Source organism: Pseudomonas putida, from assembly GCA_041879295.1.
GTDB classification, from domain to species: domain Bacteria; phylum Pseudomonadota; class Gammaproteobacteria; order Pseudomonadales; family Pseudomonadaceae; genus Aquipseudomonas; species Aquipseudomonas putida_Y.
Genome location: CP047152.1, coordinates 391,998 through 417,499, shown reverse-complemented (window position 1 = coordinate 417,499; position 25,502 = coordinate 391,998). Strand labels below are relative to the sequence as shown.

Sequence of the window (25,502 nt, the reverse complement as noted above, 5' to 3'; positions counted from 1 at the left end):
AAGCACTTACCCGTCGAGGAACCGCCGCATGTCCCGTGCCGTTGATCATATCCTGCGCCCCAGCCTGGTGGCCCTGGCCATCGGCCTGGCTGCCCCGCTGACCAGCCCTGCCTTGTTCGCCGCCGAGCAATCCACGTCGCGCGCCTACAATCTGCCAAGCGCGCCACTGGCCACCACTCTCAACCAGATCGCCAGCCAGGCCAGCATTGCCTTGGCCATCGACCCGGCACTGGTCAGCGGCCGTACCTCGGCCCCGGTCAGCGGCCAATACGACGGCCTGGGCGCCCTGCAAGCCGCCCTGAGCGGTACCGGCCTGCAGTTGCAGCAAAGCAGTGCGGGCAGCTACAGCCTGGTGGCCGTGCCGGATGGCACCCTGGCCTTGCCGGAAACCACAGTCAATGCCACCAGCGCCAGCGAAAGCGCCTGGGGCCCGGTTGAAGGCTACGTGGCTTCACGCACCGCTGCTGGCACCAAGACTGACACGGCACTTGTGGAAGTCCCCCGCTCCATCTCTGTCGCCACCCGCGAGCAAATGAAAGACCGCGGTGTACACAGCCTGGATGATGCAGTGCGTTACATGCCAGGTATCGTCTCCGCCAGCTTCGGCAGCGATACGCGCTATGACTGGATGCGCGTGCGCGGCTTCGAGCCAACGCAGTTCCTGGATGGGCTGCCGCTGCCACGCGGCGTGTATGCCAACCCGAAAGCCGAAACCTGGAACCTCGACCGCCTCGCCCTGCTGCGCGGCCCGGCCTCTTCGATCTACGGCCAGACCCCACCTGGTGGCCTGCTGGACATGGTCAGCCGCCGTCCGCAAGCCGAAAGCGCTCACGAAATCGAGCTTCAATACGGCAGCGACAACCATCGCCAGATCAACTTCGCCAGCACCGGCAAGATCGACGATGAAGGTCGCTTTCTCTATGGCGTCGGCGGCGTTATCCGTGACAGTGGCACCCAGATTGACCACATCGACAACAAGCGCTACAACATCGCCCCAAGCCTGACCTGGAACATTGACGAAGACACGACGCTGACCTTCCTCACCCAGTTCACCCGTGACGATACCGGTGCCACCAGCCAGTTCCGGCCCATCCAGGGCACCAAGATCGACATGCCATTCGGCAAGATCTCACACCACAAGAACCTGGGTGACCCGGATTACGAGTTCTACGACCGCACGTACTACGCGCTGGGTTACGCCTTCGAACACCGCATCAATGACGTCTGGCAGTTCCGCCAGAACCTGCGCTACACCAAGTCGGACCTGTCGTTCCAGACCATCACCCCTGGCAGTTACAACAAGAGCTCGCCGCCGGTGCAGGACGATGGCACTGTCAGCCGCATGTCCACCAACACTGATGAAGACATCAGCCAGTTTGCGGTGGACAACAACTTCCAGGCGGACTTCGCTACCGGGGACATCGACCACATGCTGTTGATCGGCCTGGACCACCAGCGCATCAACACCAACTACCTGTCGATCTTCGACTTCAACGTGCCGGACAGCAACGTCAACAACCCGGTCTACGGACTGCCGATCACTCGCCCGGATCGCTCGACCGCGTTTTATGACTACAACCAGAAAACCCGTCAGACCGGCCTGTACGTGCAGGACCAGATGGCGCTTGGTAACTGGCGCCTGACCCTGGGCGGTCGTGAAGACTGGGTGCATACCGGCACCAAGTTCTTCAACCAGGGCGATGCCACCAATACCCAGCGGGACAAAAAGTTCAGCGGCAACGCAGCCATCAGCTACGTGTTCGACTCGGGCTTCGTGCCGTACCTGTCCTATGCCGAGTCGTTCCAGCCGTCCAGCAATGCCAGTGTGTCGGCCTCGGACTCGTTCAAGCCCACCGAAGGCAAACAGTGGGAGCTGGGCGTGAAGTATCAGCCGCCGGGGTCCAACACCCTGTTGTCGGCAGCCGTGTACGACCTGACTCAGAAAAATGTCTCGGTCACCAACACGGTCGGTGGTGTGACCATCACCAGCCAGACCGGTGAAGTGAAAGTCCGCGGCCTTGAGCTGGAAGCGGTTTCCGATGTGACCGACAACCTGAAGGTGATTGCCGCCTACACCCTGGCCAAGTCCGAGGTGCAGGATGGCGATTTCAAAGGTAACCGCCTGCAACTGATGCCTAACCAGCAAGCGTCCATCTGGGGCGACTATACCTGGCACTCGGGCGTGCTCGACGGCTTCGGCATCGGCCTGGGCGCGCGTTATACCGGTAATACCTACGGCGACCAAGGCAATACCTACCTGGGCAAGGCCAAGGCCTACACCGTCTTCGACGGGTCGGTGCATTACGACCTGGGTCGCCTGAACGGCAGCCTGAAGGGCGCGTCGGTAGCGGTCACCGCCACCAACCTGCTGAACAAGGATTACCTCTCTACTTGTGACGCGTACTACTGCTACTACGGCGATGAGCGCAGCGTTGTCGCCAGCGCCACTTACAAGTTCTGAGTGAGCAGGGGCCGCCTTGCGGCCCCGGGTTCCAACCGACAACAATCGGTACCGTGATGAAAAGCCCCACCATCCGCCGCTGGTCCTTGATCCACACCTGGAGCAGCCTGGTCTGTACCCTGTTCCTGCTGTTGCTGGCAGTCACCGGCCTGCCGCTGATCTTCCACCACGAACTCGAACACCTGCTAGGCGACGCCCCCGAACTGCGTGAAATGCCGGCAGGCACCCCGCACCTCGACCTGCAGCAACTGGTGCTCAAGGCCGAACAACATCGCCCCGGCGAGGTCATGCAGTACGTCGGCTACGATGAAGACGAGCCCAACGGCGTGGTCGCCATTACCGCCGCCACCGCCGGCACCGACCCCAACCTGTCGCACACCTTCATGCTCGATGCTCGCACCGGCGAGGCGGTGGCCATGCCGGCCGCCAACGGCGGTTTCATGATGATGATGCTGCGCCTGCATGTGGACATGTTCGCAGGACTGCCGGGCAAGCTGCTGCTGGCCTTAATGGGCGTATTGTTCATTGTCGCCATCGTTTCCGGCACCGTGCTCTATGCGCCATTCATGCGCCGCCTGGAGTTCGGCACCGTACGCCACAAAAAATCCCGCCGCCTGCGCTGGCTCGACCTTCACAACCTGATCGGCGTGGTCACCCTGGCCTGGGCATTGACGGTGAGCGTGACCGGGGTAATCAGCGCCCTGTCCGACCTGGTCATCGCGGCCTGGCGCAACGACAGCCTGGCTGCGATGGTTGCCCCCTACCGCGACGCCCCGCCGCTCGTCGAGCGCGCCCCAGCCACTCGCCTGCTGGACATTGCCGAACAGGCCGCACCGGGCATGCGCCCGGACTTCATCGCGTTTCCTGGCACGCGTTTCTCCAGCGAGCACCACTATGCGGTGTTCATGAACGGTGCCACCCACCTGAGTTCGCACCTGTTCACGCCGGTACTGATCGATGCTCGCACCCTTGCAGTGACTGCGGTAGGCGACCGTCCCTGGTACATGGATGCGATGGGCCTGTCGCAGCCACTGCATTTCGGCGATTACGGCGGGCGACCGATGCAGATCCTCTGGGCGTTACTGGACGTGCTGACAATCATCGTGCTCGGTAGCGGCCTCTACCTGTGGTGGGGCAAGCTGCGCAAACCCAGGGAGGCGCGCGCATGAGCCACAGGTCGCAAGCCACTGCACGCCTCTTCGCCTGGCCAGCGTTGATTGCCCTGCTTGGCTTCCTGGGCCTGTTCGCTGCGCTGCTCGGCGACGGTGGCTGGGACGTTCTGGCATGGGCCGGCCTGGGCCTGCCGGTCCTGCTGAGCCTGCGCGGGCTACTCTGGCGTCGGGGGCGCTAGCCCGCTACCACCACGCAACCGCAGCTATTGCCAAGCATGGGGTTTCCTCAACCAAGGATCCGCCCCATGCGCCCCCTCGAACAACTGGAACAGATCGACCGACAGATCGGTGACCTGCTCGACGGCCTCCCGACCCTCGACCTTCAACACCCCATCAACCCCGACACGCGCACCTGGCTGCACGGCGAACTGGCCAGCTTCTGGACCACGGCCGATGAGCAAGGCGAAACCCCCAGACAAAAACTGCTGGCACTGCGCAAGGCGCTGATGCTGACCGAGGTTGAGTTGCGCCTGGGCGACCAGACCTTGGCCAACGGGTCGGCCGAGCAACTGCGGGCCTGCCTGGAACAACCGCTACCCTCGCAGCGCAGGCATCTTCCACTGGCCAGCAGGCCACAGGTGTATCGCGTGCTGCTGGAAGGTATAAGGCCCAACTGGCGCAGCTACCTGCCAGGCACACTGATCATCGTTGCCGGTACCACCGAAGGCCCTATGCTCACGCCTCAGGATGCCGCAGGCGCTGCCTTGCTGTGCAGCCTGTCACAAGGCATCGAGGCCTTCGACTCCCTTGCCGCACTGCACCTGGAGCTTTGCGAGCGTCTGGAAGACCCACTCCAGAGCAGACCGCTGCTGCATCTGTACACTGACACGCAGGCGGACCGCGCTCGCCGGTCGCAGCGCCTGCGCTATGACTGGTACGCCGACAGCCTGCTGGAGGCCCAGATCGACAGCGTTGTAGAAGCCCAACGCCAACGCCTGAGTGACACCGGCTTGTGGAGCAACGACTCACCCGACCAGCACACCCGAATACATAAAGCCCTGGTGCTATGGCACGAAGTCGGCGCCAAACCCATCCTGCAAACACGCTACTCCCAATTGCTTGAGAAGAACCTGCCCAACTGGCTGCGCAATACACCTGCGCAAGGCCTGAGCCATATGATGCAGGCAATGCAAACGCTGGTAGCAATCGCCGAGCAGGCTGCTGCCCCGGGAGTACTGAGCCTTAACGACTTCAAACAACGCAATAGCCTGCTGGCCTGGGCCAACGCACGCCTTCGCGAGCGCCTGAGCCATGACCTGGGGTACGACACAGATCCTCGCGAGATCAAAATCATCGTCGTGCGCGCCCGCCGCACGGGCGCCATCATGCATCCCTTCGCCCTCTCGTCCTATGTCACCTATGTAGGCATGCGACGCGTGGGCCACGAGATGGTGGAAATGGTCGAGGAAATCAACACGCTCGAAGAGATCGCCCTCAAGAACTTGCCGTGGTTCGACACCGACTACTGGCTGACTGCCCGGGTGATCCACGCCCACGACAAAGCCATGCCCGCCGGGCTCACGCCGCAGTATGTCAAGCACATGGTCCGGGAACTGAACGTGGGTGACAGCTACGCAAAGTACCTGCACACCCAACTGATCAGTTCCAGAGCGGGCAAATGGCGCCTGACTGCGCACAGCAAGGTCAACCGTGCACGCATGCACGCTGAAGCAGTCAAGGCGCGCTACGCCGGGCACTTTGGCGAAGACCCTTTCGAACATGGTTACAACTGGGTGCGCGCAGTGCTGGACCAACCACACAATGCCTTGCGCGCGCCGGTAGCAGGCTACCCGGTCACTGTTCGGCAGCTGAACATCATGGGTCATACCTTGCAGGGCGTGCTTCTGCTCAACAGCATCCCTTACAAGTCTCCGGCATGCGTGCTGTACACCCCGGATGCCCCGGACCGCAGGGCCTGGCGCCGGTTTCGCACGACCCGCGAACTGCTTCGCACATTGCGCCAACAGCCCACGTTGAGAGCATACGTAGCCCAGCGCCTGCCATTGCTGCCTGCCGCCACGGTGCAGCGGTTGCTGGACAAGGGGCGCCTGAGCACGCATTTGACCACGCCCGAGGTCAAAGACGACCTTTTCTTCGACTACTACATGGCCGAGGCCCGGGCGCTGATCGCCCAGGCCGATGCCGACAGCATGACGACCAGCGAAGTGAATGCGGAGTCGGTCATGGCGTTGAGCTGGCGCTTGCTGGACTTCATCAGCCTGCTGCTGCCGAACCGTGCGCTGCTGGTGCTGTCGATCGGCCGCATGGCAATCGATATCTGGGACGGCGCCGAGGCCTTCAAGCAAGAGGATGTCGAAGGGGTGATGCGGCATGCCTATCAGGCGCTTAGCCACCTCAACGATGCCGGTACCAGCTTTCTGGGTTCCAGAGTGCTACGCCGATCCCTGCGCGGGATCCCCAAACAACCGCCACTGCCGCTGCCCGCACGCCTCCAGGTACAACCGGGCAGCAGCAGCCTGCGCTATCGCATAGACGGTATCTACGGTGAAGGTGTCTACGAGCAAAGCTCGGCGTTTGGTGGGCAATCGCTGTACTTCGTCAAGGACAACGACAACCGCTATTACCGGGTCAGCTTCGACGGCTACCGCTGGCGAGCCATTGACCCTGACCAGCCAGATGCCTATCTGCAGCAACCGCTCAAGCGCAAAGCCGACGGGCAGTGGGTCATCGACTCACCGGTGCTCTGGTACGACGGGCTGCCCGACCTGAAGCAATTACTGCAGGACTGCTATCTACAAACGCCTGTGGCCGGCCTGCCGGTAAACACCGAACAAGGGCTTTTTCAGGCTGACGATCAGCTGTACCTGGCGCTCAAGGACGGGCAGTTGCCTGTGCGCCGCCACTTGCTGCCGAATCATTACCACTTGCAGATTGCCGTTGCCAGCAACGCCGGTGTGGTGCCGTGGGCGGTGCTGCGCCACGAAAACGGCCAGTGGCTGATACGCGTTCGCCAGGCAGGGCGCAGCAGTGACTGGCTGACACTGCCAGATCAACCACCGCCGGCCCACTGACAGCCGGAACCGGCGGCCTCAGTCGACCAGTTTTGGCAACAGCCGGTCCAGCCGCTGATGCAAGGCACTGCCATTGGGCCAGTTGCGCAGCAGCCGCGCCCGGTCACGGGCATAGGCCGGGGCGAAGCTGAGCTGGGTGGCGTGCTGGCACATGGCATCGAGGTCGATCAGCGACCACTGGCCGTTGTGCCAGAACAGGTTATGGCCTTTGAAGTCGCCGTGGCTGATGCGCTCGCGAATCAGTTGCTGCATCACGTGCACCAAGGCATACACCTGCTCCTCGGGCGCATCGCCGCTTTCGACGTAGGGCGCGAAGCATGCCGTCAGGTCCGGGCCGTCGACATACTCGGTGACCAGGTAGGCACGGCTGCGCAGGCCCAGCACCCGCTGTTCCAGCACCGCGAGGGGGCGTGGCGTGGCGATGTCGAGGAACTCCAGGCGGTGGCCTTCAATCCAGGAATGCCAGGCCCGGCTCGGGCGCCAGAAGCGCTTGAACCAATGCGCGGTGTTCTTGATGTTGTAGCGCTTGATCACCAACTGGCGACCATTGACCTCGATGCGCGCCACGCTGGCAGCGCCACCGGTCTTGTACAAATGGCCCTTGTCGATCAGCGTATCGGCCTGCTCCAGTACAGGCTGCATGGCCTCGACCTCACTGCGGCGGATCGCTTGCAAGCCCGAGAGGGTGCGCTGGACGCTGAACAGGCTGCACTCGCGGCCAGCCTTGTCCAGATAGTCCTTCTGCCGCCAGTTGCGCACCTTGTCCACCTGCTTCTGCAGGGCTTCCAGCGGCAACGCATGCTCGGCGTTGGCCAACAGATAATGCACCAGCAGCTCTTCTATGAACGGCTCCAGGCGCTTGGGCAACTGGGCGAAGAATACCCCGAGGTTTTCCAGCACGCGTGGACGCGACAACTGCTGACCGGGTGTTTCCGCCCTTATGCCCGCACCATCGATCAGATACAGCTTGCCGGCATGGCGCAGCAGGTTGTCCAGGTGCAGGTCTTCCTGCCAAAGGCCTTGGGCGTGCATGTGCGCCACAGCCGTGAGCGCTTCGCCCAGTACCAGGTGCTGCTCGTCCGCCAACACTGGCAGGTTTTCCACTGCGGCCCAGGCATCGGCCAGGCTTTGGGCACCGTCAAGGAACTCGAACAGCAGCCAGCCGCCCTCGCCTTCCTTGAGGCCGTCGGCCAGTAGCTTCGGCGTGGTCAGGCCTTGTTCGGCCAGCAATTTCACACCCTGCAGTTCGCGCTGGAAATGCCGTGCGGCGTTACCACCGACCAGCAACTTCGCCAGCACCGGTGTACCACGCCAGACACCAGCGCCCACATAACGCTGGCCCGGCAACACGCGCAGCAGGCTGAGCAATTGCAAGTCGGCGCTGCCGGCGGCATCAACCAACGTGATGCTCAGGGGCAGCGATGGGCTGCGCCCGGCATCCTTCAATTCAGACAAACGCATCAGCGGGCCTCTTTTTCACGACGGCGTTGCGTCAACCGTTGCAGCCAGGTATCGACCAGCGCGCCGTCGGCGGGCTGCCCCAGGTAGGTAGCCAGCAAAGTACGTACATCCTGCACGCTCCACGCCTGGGCGCGGCGCAGCAGTGGCTCCAGGTCCTTGAGACGGTCACGCATGCCGAGCAACAGGGGACGGGTCTTTTCCAGGTCGATCAGTTGCGCATCCCAGCCGTCGCGCCGTTGGCGCAAGAAAATGTGCTTGGGGTAGAAGCAGCCATGCACCTGCCCGGCACTGTGCAGGGTACGCGCCAGCTGGCCGCAGGCCTGCAGGATGCCGGTGCGCTCGGCCTCACCCAACCGCGACCATTGCGCCAGCAGGCTTTCGAGGTCGGCCCATTCGTCCAGAGCGCGGGTCATCAGGATGGCCCGGTGCTTGCCACCCTGCTTGCGCTCGCCGTAGAACACCGCCTGCAATGCCGGAATGCGCAGCTTCTGGTAGCGACTGATGTTGCGGAATTCGCGGGCGAAGGTGGGCTCGCCGAACGGCCGGTGCAAGGTCCGGGTCAGGTAGTCGCTCTGGCGCTTGAGGTAGTAGCCCTTGCCTTCGAGTTCCAGACGGAAGACGCTGCTCCAGCCACCGCGACCGGTGTTGGGTTCGTCCACTGCATCAAGTTGCAGCGTCCACAGCGCCTCGAAATCGTCCAGGCCATGGCGCTTGAGCAGCGCGAGGTCCGCGCTGGCCAGGTAATCGGTCATTCCCTTCCCTCGAAAAAGCCCAGTACCCGACGAATGCGCTTCTTGTCACGCACATTCAGCCGGTCACGGCCACGGTATTGCAGGTAGAAGCGCAGGCGCTGGGTAGCTGACAGGTGGTATTTGGCCACTTTGTCCAGGCATGCCAGGTCTTTGATCATCCGGTGGCGCCACATGAATCCGCGCCAGAAGTCACCGGTGGGGCAGTCGATGAAGAATAGCGTGCCCTGGTCATCGACCAGCAGGTTGCGCCACTTCAAATCGTTATGGGCGAAGCGGTGCTCGTGCATGACCCGGGTATGGCGCGCCAGTTGACGGCTGATATGGTCGACCCAGGTGCGGTCGGCCAAGCGCGGATCGTTTTGTTCGGCCAGGGCCGACAGGTCTTCGGTGCGCGGCAGTTCACGGGTGATCATCGCGCCACGGCCAAAGGCCAGGCCGTTGCGCTCCAGGCCCCAGGCCACGACTTCGGCGGTGGGGATACCCCATTTGGCGAACTGCTTGAGGTTTTGCCATTCGGCCTTGATGCGTGGCCGCCCCAGATACCGTCGCATGTGCTTGCCGGCCCCGGTGTAGCGCTTGACGTAGTAGTTGATCCCGTCACGTTCGATGCGTACCACCTCACTGAGCGGGTCGCGGGTCAGGCGTTCGCCCTGGAGGGCAAATACCGCATCAAGGCTGCCGAAGTCCGCCGCCAGGTGTTCGTACCCCGGCGCCAGTGTCCAACTCGCCATCAGAGTGCATCCCCATAGCGTTGCTTGCGATCGTAGAGTTTCTGTGCCTTGCGCTCCAGCCAGGCGAGCAGCGCGGCTTCGTCCTTCAGTACCTGCCGCAGCGGACGCTGGAAGTAACCGCGCAGGAAGCGCAGCTTGTCGCGCTGAGTCAGGCCGATGTCCAGGGCCGAAAAGTACAGCGCAGCCAGGTCCTTGTCGCGCCAGCGGCGGCTGATTCTGGCACGGGTTTGCGCGCGGTGCAGGTCGATCACCGACAGCTTGAAGTCATCCGCCGTCACCGGTCGGTCGGTGTGCAGCAGGAAATGGCAGATGTAGCAATCGCGGTGGTTGACCCCGGCGCGGTGCATGCCGCCGGTCATCTTCGCCACCTCGGCGATAAGTGCACGCTTAAGACGCGGCTCGGGCGGCTGCTTGACCCAGTCGATACTGAAGTCTTCCAGGCTGATGGTCGGCGCCAGTTCTTCAGTGATGATGAATGAGTGCTGCGTGGCCGGGTTGCTGCCACGCTCGCCGTAGGCGACTGCGGTCATGGTCGGCACACCCACCTCGTGCAGGCGCTGGATCGCCCGCCATTCCTGGCCGGCACCGAGCACCGGCAGCTTGGCGGTGAGCAGGTTCTTGAAGATCTCGCCCCAGCCGATGCCACGGTGGATCTTGACGAAAAAGCCCTCGCCAGCCACTTCGGTGCGCAGTGTGCGGCGCCCTTCCAGCTCGCGATAGACCTCGCCTTGCAACGCCTCCACGGCGTCGAAGGCATCACGCCCGGCCCACAGGCGTTTGAAGGGTTCGGCCAATATCAGCTTCATGCGGTTCTTTGCCCCAGGATCACGTCGGCAGCATGCTGCGGCATGCTGTACAGATCGGCGCTATCGGCAAATGCCAGGCCATTGCGCGACCAGCTGGCGCGGGCCTGCGGGTCTTCGAGCATGCGCTGCAGGTAGCCGTTGAGCTGCTCTTGCTCGAACGGCTCGTCCAGCACCAGGCCGCTGTCGGCCTCGGCAATGTAGTGGGCATAACCGCACACCTTGGACACCAGCACCGGCAAGCCGGCGACCAACGCTTCGAGCAGCACCGTACCGGTATTCTCGTTGTAAGCCGGGTGAATCAGCAGGTCGGCGCCCAACAGGAAGCGCGGGATATCGCTGCGGCCCTTGAGGAACTGCACCTGGTCGCCCAAGCCCAGGGTAGCGCTTTGCAGCTGGAATACCTTGGGGTCGTCCTGGCCGATCACCATCAGCCTGGTGCGTTTGCGCAAGGCTGACGGCAGCGCGGCCAGTGCCTTGAGGCTGCGGTCCACGCCTTTGGTCTTGAAGCCTGAGCCAATCTGCACCAGCAGCAGGTCGTCATCCCCCAGGTTGAATTCCTTGCGGAACTCGGCGCGGATCTCGGCGGCATTGGCCGGCGCACGGCGATCCTGGGAAATGCCTGGCGGCAGCAGGTGGAAGCGTTCTACCGGGGTGCCGTAATGCTTGATGAACAGCGGCTGCTGCACTTCGGAAATCATCAGCACTTCGGTATGGGCGTCCTTGGCGAACACCGCACGCTCGTACTCGGCAAAGTGCCGGTAGCGGCCCCAGCGACGGTACAAGCCACCGCGCAGGGTCTGCGCCTTGTCTTCGAAGCAGCCGTCGGCGGCGTAGTACACGTCCAGCCCCGGCATCTTGTTGAAGCCGATCAGGCGGTCGACCGGGCGCTTGGCCAGGTCGGCGGCCATCCAGGCGCTGAGCTTCTCGTTGCGGCGGTGATTGAAGATCGCCTTCACCGGCGCCACCAGCACTTCGAAACCCGGTGGAATATCACCCTCCCAGATCAGCGTGTACACGCGGATCTGGTGGCCCCGCTTCTGGCATTCCAGGGCAATGCGCATGAAATCGCGCTGCAGCCCGCCGAAGGGGAAATATTTGTAAAGCACGAAAGCCAGTTGCATCAACGGACATCCTCAGCCAGCAGCAACGCGCTCAAGCGGCTCGCCACATGCTCGGGATTCAAGCGAGTGAAGCACAGCGGCCACTCGCGTTTCAGATCGAACCGGGCCAGGTCATCGGCGCTCGGTTTGTAGGTGCACTTCTTCTGCAGGCAGGGAGCGCAAGGCCAGTCACTGGCCTGGTGAATCTGGGTCCGTCCGTAGGCGCCGGTCAGGCCCGGGTTGGTAGGGCCAAACAGCGAAAGAGTAGGCACATCGAGTGCCGCCGCCAGGTGGCCAAGGCCGGTGTCGACCGCAACGCAGGCCTTTGCCGCCGCCAGTACACGAGCGACGCCGGCAAGGTTCAATTTGGGGAGCACCTGGCAGTTGTTCAAGCCTTGGGCAATTCGCTCGGCCCGCGCCTTCTCGGCCGGATTACCCCAGGGCAGGCGCACTTCCAGCTTGCGCCGGCCCATGCGCTCGGCCAGTTCGCGCCAGTAGGCTTCGGGCCAATGCTTGGTCGCCCAGGTGGTGCCATGCAGGAACACCACATAGGGCGCAGCCGGCGGCAGTTGCAGGCGGTCGAGGTCCAGGCCGTAGTTGCCGATGCCTTCTGGCAGGTCATAGGCCAAGGCCATGGCAAACAGCTGGCGTACCCGCTCCACCGCGTGCTGGCCGGTAGCGACCGACAGAGGCCGGTCGTAGAAGCGGCTGGCCCAGCCTTCGCGCGCCGAGTAGCGGTCCAGGCCGGCTACGGGTGCCTTCACGTAACGGGTTAACCAGGCCGACTTGACCAGGCCCTGGGCGTCGATCACAAGGTCGTACTTGCGCTCGCGCACGCGCTGCTTGAACGCCTTCCACTCGCCACTCTTGATGGTTTGCCAGAGGTTCTTGCGCCAGCGACGGATCGCCACCGGGATGACCTGGTCGACCGCGGGGTGCCAACCGGGGATTTCGGCGAAGCCTTCTTCCACCACCCAATCGAAACGGATGCCGGGAATGGCATGGGCGGCATCGGTAAGCGCCGGCAGGGTGTGGATTACATCCCCCAGCGACGAGGTCTTGATGATCAGTACCCGCACTTAGTCGACCTCGGCCACGGTATCGATCAGGTCCGGTCCGCTGAGGCTGTGCAGGGCGGCGATCACTTTGCCCGGTTCCAGCAGACGCAGGCAATTGTAATGGCCGAAGCGACAGGTGCGGTCAAAGCACGGGCTGCACTCGATACCGGTGCGCACCACTTCCACCTGTTCGGCCAGCGGCGGGGTGAAGCCGGGTGAAGTCGAGCCGTACACCGCCACCAATGGACGGTTCAGCGCAGCGGCCACGTGCATCAGGCCGGAGTCGTTGGACACCACGGCATGGGCGCAGGACATCAGGTCGATGGCCTCGGCCAGCGAGGTCTCACCGGCCAGGTTGGACGACTCTTCACGGAGCCCCGGAATCAGCCGGTCGCGGATCTGCTCACCGACCGGATGATCGTTCTTCGAGCCAAACAGCCACACTTGCCAGCCTTGGCGAATCATCGCATCGGCCACAGCGGCATAGTGCTCTGCCGGCCAGCGCTTGGCTTCGCCAAACTCGGCGCCAGGGCACAGCGCCAGTACCGGACGGTCCAGTTCCAGGCCGAACTTGGCCAGGGCGGCGTCACGGCTTTGCGCTTCGATCTGCAGGTTGGGGCGGGGGTATGGCTGCGGCAGCTCGGTGTCGGGCGCGTAAGCCAGGGCCATGAAGCGCTCGATCATCAGCGGGTAGCGGGCCTTGTCCAGCTTGCGCACATCGTTCAGCAGGCCGAAGCGCATTTCACCACGCCAGCCGGTGCGTTTTGGAATGCCGGCAAAAAAGGGCACCAGCGCCGACTTGAGCGAGTTGGGCAGCAGGATGGCCTGGTCGTACTGGCCGGCCAGGGACTTGCCGATGCGCCGCCGCGTGGCCAGCTCCAGCGCGCCGTGGCCGAGCGGGAAGCTCAAGGCCTGACGCACTTCAGGCATGCGTTCGAGGATCGGCCGGCTCCATTCAGGAGCCAGCACGTCGATCACGCAGTCGGGGTGCTGCTGTTTCAGGCACTGGAACAGGGTTTGCGCCATCACCATGTCGCCGACCCAGCTGGGGCCAATGATCAGTATTCTCATGCTTAGTCCAGAAACGCTCGGGGAGGCTACAGGCTGCGGTACAGCCTGGCCTCCCCTCTTTATATTCAGGCTATGTGGCGGACAGTGTACCACTCACATGGCCTATTCGCGGGCAAGCCCGCTGCCACAGGGATTGCACACTGCTCAGGGCCTGCGCAGTACCTGTGGGTGCGGGCTTGCCCACGAATAAGCCAACACGGTATCAGCTTAAACCCAACTCACCCCAGATCCGCCGCACTTCACGGCGTTCATCGGCAAACTGCGCCGCATCGATCACCCCGGCCTGCTTCTGCAAGGCCTGGCGGTGGGAGGCCGAGCGGAACGCCTTGTACACTTCACGCAACAGCACCGCGTCACTGGCCGGCATCAAGTTCGCCTGCTCCAGCTCTTCCAGAATGCGGATGTTATCGGTCCATCGCAGTAGGGCCGGATGGTCATGGGACCAGGCCAAAGCGGCGTATTGCACCATAAATTCGATATCGACGATACCGCCGGCATCCTGCTTGATATCGAAGGGTACACCGGCGTCGAAGGCGTTCGCCGCGGTACCGGCAGCCGTAGCCTTGGTACCGAGGTTGTCACGCATCTTGGCGCGCATTTCACTCACCTCGTCGCGCAGTTTTTCCAGGTCGCGCGCCTGGCCCAGAACCTTGGCGCGCACACCTTCGAACGCCGCACCCACCTGCTTGCAACCCACCAGCACGCGGGCTCGCACCAGCGCCTGGTGTTCCCAGGTCCAGGCTTCGTTCTGCTGGTAGCGCTCGAAGGCGCCCAGCGAGCTGACCAGCAGGCCCGAGGCGCCGGACGGGCGCAGGCGCATATCCACGTCGTACAGTTGGCCCGAGTTGGTCTGGGTGGTCAGCAAGTGGATGATGCGCTGCCCCAGACGCGTGAAGAACTGCGCACTGTCGATAGGCTTCGCACCGTCGGTTTCCGCCTGCGGATCGCCATCATGGATGAAGACCAGGTCCAGGTCCGAACCGTGGCCTAGCTCCAGGCCGCCCATCTTGCCGTAACCGATGATGATGAAACCTGGGTCGCACAGGCTGCCGTCGCTGCGCTTGGGTTGGCCGTGGCGGGCCACGGTCTGGCGCCAGGCCAGGGCCAGCACCTGGTCGAGGATGGCTTCAGCCAGCCAGGTCAGGTAATCGCTGACTTTCATCAACGGCAGATTGCCGCTGATTTCCGAGGCAGCCACGCGCAGGCTGTGGGCCAGCTTGAAATGGCGCAGCGCCTCCATCTGCTGCTCCAGGTCGTCCTCGGGGATGCGCGTCAGGCGCTCGCGCAGCTCGCTGGCCAGTTCTGGCGCCAAGGGCGGGCTGAACAAGCGGCCCTCATTGAGCAGTTCGTCGAGCAGCAACGGGTAAAGGGCAATCTGCTCGGCAATCCACGGGCTGGCGGCGCACAGCGTCAGCAAACGGCGCAAGGCACCGGGGTTTTCGGTCAGCAGTACCAGGTAGGCAGAACGCCTTGCCACAGCCTCGACCAATGGCAGCACCCGCTCAAGCACCAGGTCAGGGTTGTCATGCTCCACCGCCTGGGCCAGCAGCCGTGGGATGAATGCGTCAAGTCGCTCACGGCCGATGCGCTGCATCGAGCGCAACTGCGGGCTGGAACGCAGCCCGGCCAGGCGCCTCAAGGCTTCGGCGGGTTGCTTGAAGCCAGCCTCTTGCAATTGCCGGCCAGCGGCTTCTTCATCCTGCGCCTGCTCCCACAACGGCGACCACTCGCCACCCACCACCAGTTCGCCTTCACCGTCTTCATCATCCGGGTCGGCAATGACCTGGCGGAAATGCCAGTCTATGCGGCCACGCCAGTACATCAACTGGTCATGGAAGCTCTGCCAGTCGGCAAAGCCGAGCATGTAGGCCACTCGTGCCTGATCGGTTTCACCTTCCGGCAACATTTGCGTCTGGCGGTCGGCGATGGCCTGGATGGCGTGCTCGGTATAGCGCAGGAACTCATAGCCCTCGCGCAGCTCGGCCACCACCGCCGGCGGCAGGTAGCCTTGGCCTTCCAGGGTGGCCAGCACCTTGAGCAACGGCCGCTGCTGCAGGCTGAGGTCACGCCCGCCGTGGATCAGCTGGAAGGCCTGGGCGATGAACTCCACTTCGCGAATACCACCGGCACCCAGCTTGATGTTCTCGGCCATGCCCTTGCGCCGCACTTCCTGTTGGATCAGCTGCTTCATGGTGCGCAACGCTTCGATTGCGGAAAAGTCCAGGTAGCGGCGGTACACGAACGGGCGCAGCATTTCCTGCAACTGCGCGCCGGCCGCCTGATCGCCGGCCACCACTCGCGCCTTGATCATCGCGTAACGTTCCCAGTCGCGGCCCTGGTCCTGGTAGTACTGCTCCAGTGCATTGAAGCTGAGCACCAGGGCACCCGCCGAACCATAGGGACGCAGGCGCATGTCAACGCGAAACACAAAGCCGTCGACAGTAACCGGGTCCAGCGCCTTGATCAGCCTTTGGCCCAGGCGCGTGAAGAACTCCTGGTTGTCCAGCGAGCGCTTCACCCCTTCGGTTTCACCGCCCTCGGGGAAACCGAAGATCAGGTCGATGTCCGACGACAGGTTAAGCTCTACCGCTCCCAGTTTGCCCATGCCCAGCACCACCATGTGCTGCGGCTGGCCGCTGCGGTTGCCGATGGGCGTCCCGAATTGCTGGCAATGGCGCGGGTACAGCCATTGGTAGGCTTCGTCGATGGCCGCATCGGCAAGGTCCGACAGGTCCCGGCAGGTTTCGCCAAGTTCCGCCTGACGGGTAATGTCGCGCCAGATAATGCGCAACTGCTGGCGGTTGCGCGCGCGGCGCAGATTGCGCGCCAGCTCGTCCTCGCTCTGTGCCGCCTGGGCTGTTGCGGCGATTTGCCCGCGCAGCTCACCCGGGGCGTATCGCCGCTCCAGCTCGCCACTGGCCAGCAGGGCGAACAGCATGGCGGGCTCGCGCTGGGCCAGGCTGAGCACGAACTCGCTGGCAGCAGCCACCTGGTCGAACTGCTGCCGGTGCAGCGGGCTCCAGGCCTGCAGGTCGAGTTCGGGGTGGCCGGCCACGGCATCGCTGATGAACTGCTGGTTGCGAGTGACCAGCGGCTGCAAGGTGGCAGGCAGATCGGAGGGCAAAGGTAGGCGCATGGTCTATCCTTGATCGGCGTGAAATAGAGGGGAAAAAGCGGCCAAGGGGAAGCCGGACCACGGTTGGACTGTCGTACAAAAGTTGGAAATAGCTGAAAAAAACGAAAACTTGGCAACAAACATCAAGAACCACCCGTTCGCGACACAATGCCAACCAACATGAACGTTTTTCCTCACAAGCCAAGGTGCGACCAAACGTCGCACAAATGTAGTTTTACTACTACTCGTGTCGTGTAAAAGCATGAAATGCGAAAGCAAATGTAGTAAAACTACAACGCGCCGGAAGACACCCCGGTAATCCAAGAATTCACGACGTCTGCCCATAAGGCCAGTCGCAATCTCAGGCAATCGATTCTGGTTGCCTTTCCGCCCTGGAGCAAGCCATGCAAGACCTCGATCCAATCGAAACCCAGGAATGGCTGGATGCCCTGGAGTCGGTCCTCGACAAAGAAGGCGAAGACCGCGCTCATTACCTGATGACCCGTATGGGCGAGCTGGCCACCCGTAGTGGCTCCCAGCTGCCGTATGCGATCACCACGCCATACCGCAACACCATCCCTGTCACCCACGAAGCACGCATGCCTGGCGACCTGTTCATGGAACGCCGCATTCGCTCGATGGTGCGTTGGAACGCGCTGGCCATGGTCATGCGTACCAACCTGAAAGACTCGGACCTGGGCGGACACATCTCTAGCTTCGCCTCCAGTGCCACTCTGTACGACATCGGCTTCAACTACTTCTTCCAGGCCCCTACCGAAGAACACGGCGGCGACCTGGTCTTCTTCCAGGGCCACGCTTCGCCAGGCGTCTACGCCCGTGCCTTCATGGAAGGCCGTATCAGCGAAGACCAGATGAACAACTTCCGTCAGGAAGTGGACGGCAACGGCCTGTCTTCGTACCCGCACCCATGGTTGATGCCTGACTTCTGGCAGTTCCCGACCGTTTCGATGGGTCTGGGCCCAATCCAGGCGATCTACCAGGCACGCTTCATGAAGTACCTGGAAGCCCGTGGCTTCATCCCGGCCGGCAAGCAGAAGGTCTGGTGCTTCATGGGCGACGGTGAGTGCGACGAGCCGGAATCCCTGGGTGCAATCGCCCTGGCCGGCCGCGAGAAGCTGGACAACCTGATCTTCGTCATCAACTGCAACCTGCAGCGCCTCGACGGCCCGGTTCGCGGCAACGGCAAGATCATCCAGGAACTCGAAGGCGTGTTCCGTGGCGGTGGCTGGAACGTCAACAAAGTCGTCTGGGGCCGTTTCTGGGACCCACTGCTGGCCAAGGACACCAACGGTGCCCTGCAGCGCCGCATGGACGAAGTCATCGACGGCGAATACCAGAACTACAAAGCCAAAGACGGCGCGTACGTTCGCGAGCACTTCTTCAACACCCCGGAACTCAAGGCCATGGTCGAAGACCTGTCCGACGAAGAGATCTGGAAGCTCAACCGTGGCGGTCACGACCCGTACAAGGTCTACGCGGCGTATCACCAGGCTGTGAACCACAAAGAGCAGCCGACCGTCATCCTGGCCAAGACCATCAAGGGTTACGGCACCGGTGCTGGCGAAGCCAAGAACACCGCGCACAACACCAAGAAGGTCGACGTCGACAGCCTGCGTCACTTCCGTGACCGCTTCGACATCCCGGTCAAGGATGCCGACCTGGAGAACCTGCCGTTCTTCAAGCCGGAAGAAGGTTCTGCCGAAGCCAAGTACCTGGCCGAGCGCCGCGCAGCCCTGGGTGGCTTCGTACCGCAGCGCCGTGCCAAGAGCTTCAGCGTGCCGACCCCGCCACTGGAAACGCTGAAAGCGATCCTGGACGGCTCGGGCGACCGCGAAATCTCCACCACCATGGCCTTCGTGCGTATTCTGGCGCAGCTGGTCAAGGACAAGGACATTGGCCAGCGCATCGTTCCGATCATCCCGGACGAAGCCCGTACCTTCGGTATGGAAGGCATGTTCCGCCAGTTGGGCATCTACTCGTCGGTCGGCCAGCTCTACGAGCCAGTCGATAAAGACCAGGTGATGTTCTACCGCGAAGACAAGAAGGGCCAGATCCTCGAGGAAGGCATCAACGAAGCCGGCGCCATGTCGTCGTTCATCGCTGCCGGTACCTCGTACAGCTGCCACAACCAGCCGATGCTGCCGTTCTACATCTTCTACTCGATGTTCGGTTTCCAGCGTATTGGCGACCTGGCCTGGGCCGCTGGCGACAGCCGCACCCGTGGTTTCCTGATCGGCGGTACCGCCGGCCGTACCACCCTCAACGGTGAAGGCCTGCAGCACGAAGACGGTCACAGCCACATGATGGCGGGCACCATCCCGAACTGCCGCACCTACGATCCGACCTACGGCTACGAGCTGGCGGTGATCATCCAGGACGGCATGAAGAAGATGACCGAAGAGCAACAGGACATCTTCTACTACATCACCGTGATGAACGAATCCTACCAGCAGCCAGCCATGCCGGCCGGTGTCGAGGAAGGCATCATCAAGGGCATGTACCTGCTGGAAGAGGACACCCGCGAAGCCGCACACCACGTACAGCTGATGGGCTCCGGCACCATCCTGCGCGAAGTCCGCGAAGCCGCGAAGATCCTGCGTGAAGAGTTCAACGTCGGTGCCGACGTGTGGAGCGTCACCAGCTTCAACGAACTGCGTCGCGACGGCCTGGCCGTGGAACGCGCCAACCGCCTGAAGCCTGGCCAGAAGCCACAGCAGACCTACGTCGAGCAGTGCCTGAACGGTCGCAAAGGCCCGGTCATCGCCTCTACCGACTACATGAAGCTGTTCGCCGAGCAGATTCGCCAGTGGGTACCGAGCAAAGAGTTCAAAGTCCTGGGTACCGACGGTTACGGTCGCAGCGACAGCCGCAAGAAGCTGCGTCACTTCTTCGAAGTCGACCGCCACTTCGTGGTGCTGGCTGCCCTGGAAGCCCTGGCTGACCGTGGCGAGATCGAACCCAAGGTTGTTGCAGACGCTATCGTCAAGTTCGGTATCGACCCGGACAAGCGCAACCCACTGGACTGCTGAGGAGTATTTTTAAGTGAGCGAACTCATTCGCGTACCTGACATCGGCAGCGGTGAAGGTGAAATCATCGAGCTGTTCGTCAAGGTCGGTGACCGTATCGAGGCTGACCAGAGCCTGCTGACCCTGGAGTCCGACAAGGCCTCCATGGAAATCCCGGCGCCCAAGGCCGGCGTCATCAAGGAGCTGAAGGTCAAGCTGGGCGACCGCCTGAAAGAAGGCGACGAGCTGCTGGTCCTGGAAGCCGAGGGCGCCGCTGCTGCGGCCCCTGAGGCGCCGGCTGCTGCCGCTCCTGCTCAGGCAGCTGCGCCGGCTCCGGCCGCCGAAGCCGCCCCTGCTCCGGCTGCAGCTCCGGCTGCTGCCAGCGTGCAGGACATCCACGTGCCGGACATCGGTTCGTCGGGCAAAGCCAAGATCATCGAAGTGCTGGTCAAAGTCGGCGACACCGTCGAAGCTGACCAGTCGCTGATTACCCTGGAGTCCGACAAGGCCTCCATGGAAATCCCGTCGCCGGCTGCTGGCGTGGTTGAAGAAGTTCTGTGCAAGCTGGAAGACGAAGTCGGTACTGGCGACCTGATCTTCAAGCTCAAGGTTGCTGGCGCTGCGCCTGCTGCAGCGGCTCCAGCTGCTGCTGCCCCGGCCAAGGCTGAGGCTGAGGCTGCTCCGGCTGCCGCACCCGCTCCAGCTGCTGCCCCGGCCGCTGCCGCTGCACCGGTTGCTACCGCACCGGCCGCTGGCAGCAATGCCAAGGTTCACGCTGGCCCGGCGGTTCGCCAGCTGGCCCGTGAATTTGGTGTCGACCTGGGCGCTGTTGCCGCCACCGGTCCGCATGGCCGCATCCTGAAAGAAGACGTGCAGGTATACGTCAAGGCGATGATGCAGAAGGCCAAGGAAGCCCCGGCCGCCGCTGGCGCAACCGGCGGCGCCGGCATCCCGCCGATCCCTGCCGTGGACTTCAGCAAGTTCGGTGAAGTGGAAGAAGTGGCCCTGACCCGCCTGATGCAGGTCGGTGCTGCCAACCTGCACCGCAGCTGGTTGAACGTGCCGCACGTCACCCAGTTCGACTCCGCTGACATCACCGAGCTGGAAGCCTTCCGCGTTGCGCAGAAGGCCGTGGCCGAGAAGGCTGGGGTGAAGCTGACCGTGCTGCCACTGCTGCTCAAGGCCTGCGCCTTCCTGCTCAAGGAACTGCCGGACTTCAACAGCTCGCTGGCGCCAAGCGGCAAGGCCATCATCCGCAAGAAGTATGTGCACATCGGCTTCGCCGTGGACACTCCGGACGGCCTGCTGGTCCCTGTGATCAAGAACGTCGACCAGAAGAGCCTGCTGCAACTGGCTGCCGAAGCCGCTGCACTGGCTGAGAAGGCGCGCACCAAGAAGCTGTCGGCCGACGAGATGCAAGGCGCTTGCTTCACCATCTCCAGCCTCGGCCACATTGGCGGCACCGGCTTCACGCCGATCGTCAATGCGCCGGAAGTGGCTATTCTGGGCGTCTCCAAGGCGACCATGCAGCCAGTCTGGGATGGCAAGGCTTTCCAGCCAAAGCTGATGCTGCCGCTGTCGCTGTCCTACGATCACCGTGTGATCAACGGCGCTGCCGCCGCGCGCTTCACCAAGCGCCTGGGCGACGTGCTGGGCGATATCCGCACCATGCTGCTGTAAGGCAGCACACTGCCCCTCCTTGCGAGGGGCAGTTCCCTTTTCGAGCTGCCACGCTCGTACCTCAACCCCGTCGATTGGCGGGGCTTTTTTTGTCCGCCGATAGGGTTTTGCCGCCTGGGAGACCGAGCGCCGCCCGCGCGGCGCATCGCGAGCTACGCTCGCTCCTACGTTTATTTCGGGCCAATTTTCCTGTGGGACTTGCGCGCGATCGCCTTGATACATGGCGCGATATAGCGTCGTACTAACACGGCGGTCGCGTGCGCCTGCCACAGGCTGTACTGGCCCGAAACAAACGTAGGAGCGAGCGTAGCTCGCGATGCGCCGCGCGGGCGGCGCTCGATCTCCCAGGCGGCAAAAATCCCAAGGCGATCTAAGTTTTCCGCCCCACCCGCCGATAACCTGTCCACAGCATCAAGCATGGCCGCTTGCCAGCCCTCGGGACATGATGCAACCTTGCCAAATTCGCCGCAGCCAAAAGGCAGCGTTCCCTCTTCAAGCGAGTCTTCGATGAAAAGCCAACCCGATGCCGCCAGCCGTGTGGCGGCCGAGGTCGTGACGCAATTACCCGTGCCCTCGCGGCTCGGCATGTTGCGTTTCGAACGGCTCAACGAAGCCACCTGGGCCATGCTCTACCTTGACCCGGCCTGTGAGCGCCAGTTCGGCATGCAACCCGGCGAGCTGTGCGCCCTGATTGACGCGCCCTACGCCAGCCTGATGGAACCCGAAGCACGCTACCGGCTGCACGACGAAATCCAGTTGCAACTGGCCCAGCGCGGCTACTACCGCGTGCGCTACACCCTGCACACGCCGAACACCTCGCTACGCCTGCTGGAGGCGGGTGAAGCCTACAAGCAACACAACCGCCAACTGTTGCGCGGCTACCTGAGCGTGCTCGACGATCAGCAGGAAGATAGCGGCGAACTTGGCGCCAGCGACCTGGAGTCACGCAACAACCGCCTGCAGCTGGCCCTGCAACAGAACCAGCGCACGCAGCAAGAACAGCTGGAGCACCTGGAGCGCGTACGCGGCCAGCAGGACCTTATCCTGCGCCTTGCCCGCCAGCGTTACAGCGCGGGAAACTCGCTGTTCGAAGCGGCCCAGCTGATTACCCAGAGCGCCTGCGAAATCTACAAGGTCGACAGCGCCAGCATCTGGCACCTGGAAGACCAACGCCTGGAACCGATCATCGCCTGGTACCGCGACGCGCAAGAGCACCGCCAGCCCGAAGCTATCGATGCCAGCCGCTTCCCGGACTACCTGGATGCACTGCACGCAAGCCGCGCCATCGACGCTCACAACGCCGGCCACGACCCGCGCACCCGCGCCCTGGCGCAAAGCATGCGCCCGGAAAACAAGGCCATGCTCGACGCCAGCATCCGTGTCGATGGCCAGGTGATTGGCGTGCTGTGCCTGGAGCAAACCGGCCAGCCACGGGCCTGGCAGTCGGACGAGATTGCCTTTGCCGGCGAGCTGGCCGACCAGTTCGCCCAAGTGATCACAAACCACAAACGGCGTGCCGCGGCCAGCGCCCTGCACCTGTTCCAGCGTGCGGTCGAGCAAAGCGCCAGTGCCTTCCTGCTGGTGAATCGCGACGGCCGGGTGGAGTACGTCAACCCCAGCTTCACCGCCATCACCCAGTACAGTACCGACGAAGTGCAGGGCCGCCAGCTGGGTGAGCTACCGGCACTGGAGAACCTCAGCGAACTGCTGTTCGACTCGCCGTCGAGCCTGGCCATGGGCAACAGTTGGCAGGGCGAGTTCAAGAGCCGGCGCAAGAACCTGGAGCCGTACTGGGGCCAGTTGTCGATCTCCAAGGTATACGGTGACAACCGTGAGCTGACCCACTACATCGGCATCTACGAAGACGTCACCCAGACCAAGCTGGCCCAGCAACGCATCGAACGCCTGGCTTACACCGACAACCTCACCAACCTGGGCAACCGCCCGGCGTTCATCCGCAGCCTGGACGAGCGCTTCGCCCGCGATGGCGAAAGCTCGATGTGCCTGCTGCTGGTGGACATCGACAACTTCAAGCGCATCAACGACAGCCTTGGCCACCAAACCGGCGACAAGCTGCTGATCAGCCTGGCCAGGCGTCTGCGCAACAGCCTGCACAGCGGTGGCATCCTGGCGCGCTTTGCCAGTAACGAATTCGCCGTGCTGCTCGACGACACCAGCCTTGAAGATGGCCAAGGCGTTGCCCAGCAGTTGCTGTGCACCCTCGACAAGCCGATGTTCGTCGACAACCAGCTGATCAACGTCACCGCCTCGGTAGGCCTGGCCTGTGCACCGTTGCACGGCGTCGACCCGGCCAGCCTGATGAAGAATGCCGGCCTTGCATTGCACAAGGCCAAGGCCAACGGTAAACACCAGGTACAGGTGTTTACCGAAGTGCTCAACGCCGAAGCCAGCTACAAGCTGTTCGTCGAGAACAACCTGCGCCGAGCCCTGACCCAGAACGAACTGGAAGTGTTCTACCAGCCCAAGCTGTGCCTGCGCAGCGGTCGCCTGCTGGGCCTGGAAGCGCTGCTGCGCTGGAACCACCCCGAACGCGGCATGATCCGCCCGGACCAGTTCATCAGCGTGGCCGAGGAAACCGGCCTGATCATCCCTATCGGCAAATGGGTAGTGCGCCAGGCGTGCTGCATGAGCCAGCAACTGCGCAAGGCCGGCCTGGGCAACCTGCATGTAGCCATTAACCTGTCGCCCAAACAGTTCTCCGACCCGGACCTGGTGGCGTCGATCAGCACCATCCTCAAGGAAGAAGCCCTGCCCCCGCACCTGCTGGAGCTGGAGTTGACCGAAGGCCTGCTGCTGGAAGCCAGCGAAGACACCCACCGCCAGCTGGACGAGCTGAAGGCTCTGGGCCTGACCTTGGCCATGGACGACTTCGGCACCGGTTATTCGTCGCTGAGCTACCTGAAGAAGTTTCCGATCGACATCCTCAAGATCGATCGCAGCTTCATCAACGAAATCCCCGACAACCAGGACGACATGGAAATCACCTCGGCGGTGGTGGCCATGGCCCACAACCTGAAGCTGAAGGTGGTGGCCGAAGGGATCGAGACGCCGGAGCAGCTGGCGTTCCTGCGCCGCCACCGCTGCGACGTTGGCCAGGGTTACCTGTTCGACCGGCCGATTCCCGGGCGCGAGCTGGCCGAGCGGCTGAAGCGCTATCCGCGTGGCCCGGTGGCCTGACAGCTGCGTAATCCTCGGGCACTATAGAAGCCATTCGGGCCCTTTCGCGGGTAAACCCGCTCCCACAGGTACGCCACAGTATTCGGTATTTGTGGGGGCAACTGTGGGAGCGGGTTTACCCGCGAAGGCCCCAGCCCCCATCTCAATGACATACAGAGGAACGGCCATGGTCCTGCGTTCGGAAATCCTGGTGAACAAAAACGTCATGCCAACTGCGGAACAGGCCCTGCCTGGCCGCGACACGCCAATGAGCCTGCCCGAGTTCCACTACGTCTTCAAAGACACCCCGCTGCTCGGCCCATTCTTCGAAGGCGCCATCGACTTCGCCATCTTCGGCCTGGGTTGCTTCTGGGGCGCAGAGCGCCGCTTCTGGCAGCGTGAAGGTGTGGTCAGCACCGTGGTCGGCTACGCCGGCGGCTTCACCCCGCACCCTACCTACGAAGAAGTCTGCTCGGGCCTGACCGGCCACACCGAAGTGGTGCTGGTGGTGTTCGACAAGGACAAGGTCAGCTACCGCGAACTGCTGGCAATGTTCTGGGAGCTGCACAACCCCACCCAAGGCATGCGCCAGGGCAACGACATCGGCACCCAATACCGCTCGGCCATCTACTGCACCAGCCCGGAACAGCTGGAACAGGCCAAGGCCAGCCGCGACGCCTTCCAGGCCGAGCTGAGCAAGGCCGGCTTCGGTGAGATCACCACCGAAATCGACCAGGCACCGACCGTATATTTCGCCGAGGCCTACCATCAGCAGTACCTGGCCAAGAACCCGGACGGCTATTGCGGCATCGGCGGCACCGGCGTGTGCCTGCCACCCAGCCTGCAAGGTAACTGACGC

General features: G+C 63.0%; 16 protein-coding genes. 8 read left to right on the top strand and 8 right to left on the bottom strand.

All coding sequences use genetic code 11. The features are described 5' to 3' along the window. Positions 1 to 28 precede the first annotated feature (28 nt). The 4 genes from GST84_01860 (at position 29) to GST84_01845 (ending at position 6,665) form a co-directional block, all read left to right on the top strand. Positions 29 to 2,461, top strand: a complete 2,433-nt coding sequence (locus tag GST84_01860) for a TonB-dependent siderophore receptor (GenBank protein ID XGB11172.1) — start codon at positions 29 to 31, stop codon at positions 2,459 to 2,461. Positions 2,462 to 2,517: 56 nt separating this feature from the next. Next, positions 2,518 to 3,630, top strand: coding sequence for a PepSY domain-containing protein (locus tag GST84_01855; GenBank protein ID XGB11171.1), 1,113 nt, complete (start codon positions 2,518 to 2,520; stop codon positions 3,628 to 3,630). Beyond that, the gene (locus GST84_01850) at positions 3,627 to 3,812 is read left to right on the top strand and encodes a hypothetical protein (GenBank protein ID XGB11170.1); all 186 of its coding nucleotides are present in this window, start codon (positions 3,627 to 3,629) and stop codon (positions 3,810 to 3,812) included. Before GST84_01855 ends, GST84_01850 begins: the two co-directional genes overlap by 4 nt. Positions 3,813 to 3,878: 66 nt before the next feature. Continuing rightward, a complete protein-coding gene (locus GST84_01845) occupies positions 3,879 to 6,665 on the top strand; it encodes a hypothetical protein (GenBank protein ID XGB11169.1) in 2,787 nt (928 codons plus the stop codon). Between the two features lie 18 nt (positions 6,666 to 6,683). Here the strand turns inward: GST84_01845 and GST84_01840 are convergent, their stop codons facing one another. The 8 genes from GST84_01840 to glnE all read right to left on the bottom strand — a co-directional run bounded on the left by GST84_01840 (position 6,684) and on the right by glnE (position 16,780). Then, positions 6,684 to 8,126, bottom strand: coding sequence for a serine/threonine protein kinase (locus GST84_01840; protein ID XGB11168.1), 1,443 nt, complete (start codon positions 8,124 to 8,126; stop codon positions 6,684 to 6,686). Beyond that, complete coding sequence (locus GST84_01835) at positions 8,126 to 8,878, bottom strand: lipopolysaccharide kinase (GenBank protein ID XGB11167.1); 753 nt, start codon at positions 8,876 to 8,878, stop codon at positions 8,126 to 8,128. Before GST84_01835 ends, GST84_01840 begins: the two co-directional genes overlap by 1 nt. Further along, the gene (locus tag GST84_01830; GenBank protein ID XGB11166.1) at positions 8,875 to 9,609 is read right to left on the bottom strand and encodes a heptose kinase; all 735 of its coding nucleotides are present in this window, start codon (positions 9,607 to 9,609) and stop codon (positions 8,875 to 8,877) included. The genes GST84_01835 and GST84_01830 overlap by 4 nt, the downstream gene beginning before the upstream one ends. Further along, entirely contained in the window at positions 9,609 to 10,415 is an 807-nt protein-coding gene (gene rfaP / locus GST84_01825; GenBank protein ID XGB11165.1) for a lipopolysaccharide core heptose(I) kinase RfaP, read from the bottom strand. The genes GST84_01830 and rfaP overlap by 1 nt, the downstream gene beginning before the upstream one ends. Beyond that, a complete protein-coding gene (locus GST84_01820; protein XGB11164.1) occupies positions 10,412 to 11,536 on the bottom strand; it encodes a glycosyltransferase in 1,125 nt (374 codons plus the stop codon). The genes rfaP and GST84_01820 overlap by 4 nt, the downstream gene beginning before the upstream one ends. Next, positions 11,536 to 12,594 carry a lipopolysaccharide heptosyltransferase I gene (gene waaC / locus GST84_01815; protein ID XGB11163.1) on the bottom strand — a complete coding sequence of 353 codons (1,059 nt, stop codon included), beginning with the start codon at positions 12,592 to 12,594 and terminating at the stop codon, positions 11,536 to 11,538. The genes GST84_01820 and waaC overlap by 1 nt, the downstream gene beginning before the upstream one ends. Further along, positions 12,595 to 13,644 (bottom strand): lipopolysaccharide heptosyltransferase II, encoded by a 1,050-nt coding sequence (gene waaF / locus GST84_01810; protein XGB11162.1) that lies wholly within the window; start codon positions 13,642 to 13,644, stop codon positions 12,595 to 12,597. A 202-nt stretch (positions 13,645 to 13,846) separates the two neighbouring features. Next, the gene (gene glnE / locus GST84_01805) at positions 13,847 to 16,780 is read right to left on the bottom strand and encodes a bifunctional [glutamate--ammonia ligase]-adenylyl-L-tyrosine phosphorylase/[glutamate--ammonia-ligase] adenylyltransferase (protein XGB11161.1); all 2,934 of its coding nucleotides are present in this window, start codon (positions 16,778 to 16,780) and stop codon (positions 13,847 to 13,849) included. Between the two features lie 383 nt (positions 16,781 to 17,163). Here glnE and aceE point away from each other — a divergent pair, with 383 nt between their 5' ends. The 4 genes from aceE to msrA all read left to right on the top strand — a co-directional run bounded on the left by aceE (position 17,164) and on the right by msrA (position 25,499). After that, positions 17,164 to 19,809: a pyruvate dehydrogenase (acetyl-transferring), homodimeric type gene (aceE, locus tag GST84_01800; protein ID XGB11160.1), complete on the top strand. Its 2,646-nt coding sequence runs from the start codon at positions 17,164 to 17,166 to the stop codon at positions 19,807 to 19,809. A gap of 13 nt (positions 19,810 to 19,822) precedes the next feature. Then, entirely contained in the window at positions 19,823 to 21,466 is a 1,644-nt protein-coding gene (gene aceF, locus GST84_01795; protein XGB11159.1) for a dihydrolipoyllysine-residue acetyltransferase, read from the top strand. A gap of 507 nt (positions 21,467 to 21,973) precedes the next feature. Then, the gene (locus GST84_01790) at positions 21,974 to 24,664 is read left to right on the top strand and encodes an EAL domain-containing protein (protein ID XGB11158.1); all 2,691 of its coding nucleotides are present in this window, start codon (positions 21,974 to 21,976) and stop codon (positions 24,662 to 24,664) included. 166 nt (positions 24,665 to 24,830) lie between these two features. Further along, complete coding sequence (gene msrA, locus GST84_01785) at positions 24,831 to 25,499, top strand: peptide-methionine (S)-S-oxide reductase MsrA (GenBank protein ID XGB11157.1); 669 nt, start codon at positions 24,831 to 24,833, stop codon at positions 25,497 to 25,499. Positions 25,500 to 25,502: the final 3 nt, after the last annotated feature.

Bases quoted from the DNA above. Each gene is read 5' to 3' on its own strand.
- GST84_01830 (XGB11166.1), bottom strand. From the start codon at position 9,609: ATGGCGAGTTGGACACTGGCGCCGGGGTACGAACACCTGGCGGCGGAC.
- glnE (XGB11161.1), bottom strand. From the start codon at position 16,780: ATGCGCCTACCTTTGCCCTCCGATCTGCCTGCCACCTTGCAGCCGCTG.
- GST84_01820 (XGB11164.1), bottom strand. From the start codon at position 11,536: ATGCAACTGGCTTTCGTGCTTTACAAATATTTCCCCTTCGGCGGGCTG.
- GST84_01850 (XGB11170.1), top strand. From the start codon at position 3,627: ATGAGCCACAGGTCGCAAGCCACTGCACGCCTCTTCGCCTGGCCAGCG.
- GST84_01845 (XGB11169.1), top strand. From the start codon at position 3,879: ATGCGCCCCCTCGAACAACTGGAACAGATCGACCGACAGATCGGTGAC.
- GST84_01860 (XGB11172.1), top strand. From the start codon at position 29: ATGTCCCGTGCCGTTGATCATATCCTGCGCCCCAGCCTGGTGGCCCTG.
- GST84_01835 (XGB11167.1), bottom strand. From the start codon at position 8,878: ATGACCGATTACCTGGCCAGCGCGGACCTCGCGCTGCTCAAGCGCCAT.
- rfaP (XGB11165.1), bottom strand. From the start codon at position 10,415: ATGAAGCTGATATTGGCCGAACCCTTCAAACGCCTGTGGGCCGGGCGT.
- waaF (XGB11162.1), bottom strand. From the start codon at position 13,644: ATGAGAATACTGATCATTGGCCCCAGCTGGGTCGGCGACATGGTGATG.
- GST84_01840 (XGB11168.1), bottom strand. From the start codon at position 8,126: ATGCGTTTGTCTGAATTGAAGGATGCCGGGCGCAGCCCATCGCTGCCC.
- msrA (XGB11157.1), top strand. From the start codon at position 24,831: ATGGTCCTGCGTTCGGAAATCCTGGTGAACAAAAACGTCATGCCAACT.
- GST84_01855 (XGB11171.1), top strand. From the start codon at position 2,518: ATGAAAAGCCCCACCATCCGCCGCTGGTCCTTGATCCACACCTGGAGC.
- GST84_01790 (XGB11158.1), top strand. From the start codon at position 21,974: ATGAAAAGCCAACCCGATGCCGCCAGCCGTGTGGCGGCCGAGGTCGTG.
- aceE (XGB11160.1), top strand. From the start codon at position 17,164: ATGCAAGACCTCGATCCAATCGAAACCCAGGAATGGCTGGATGCCCTG.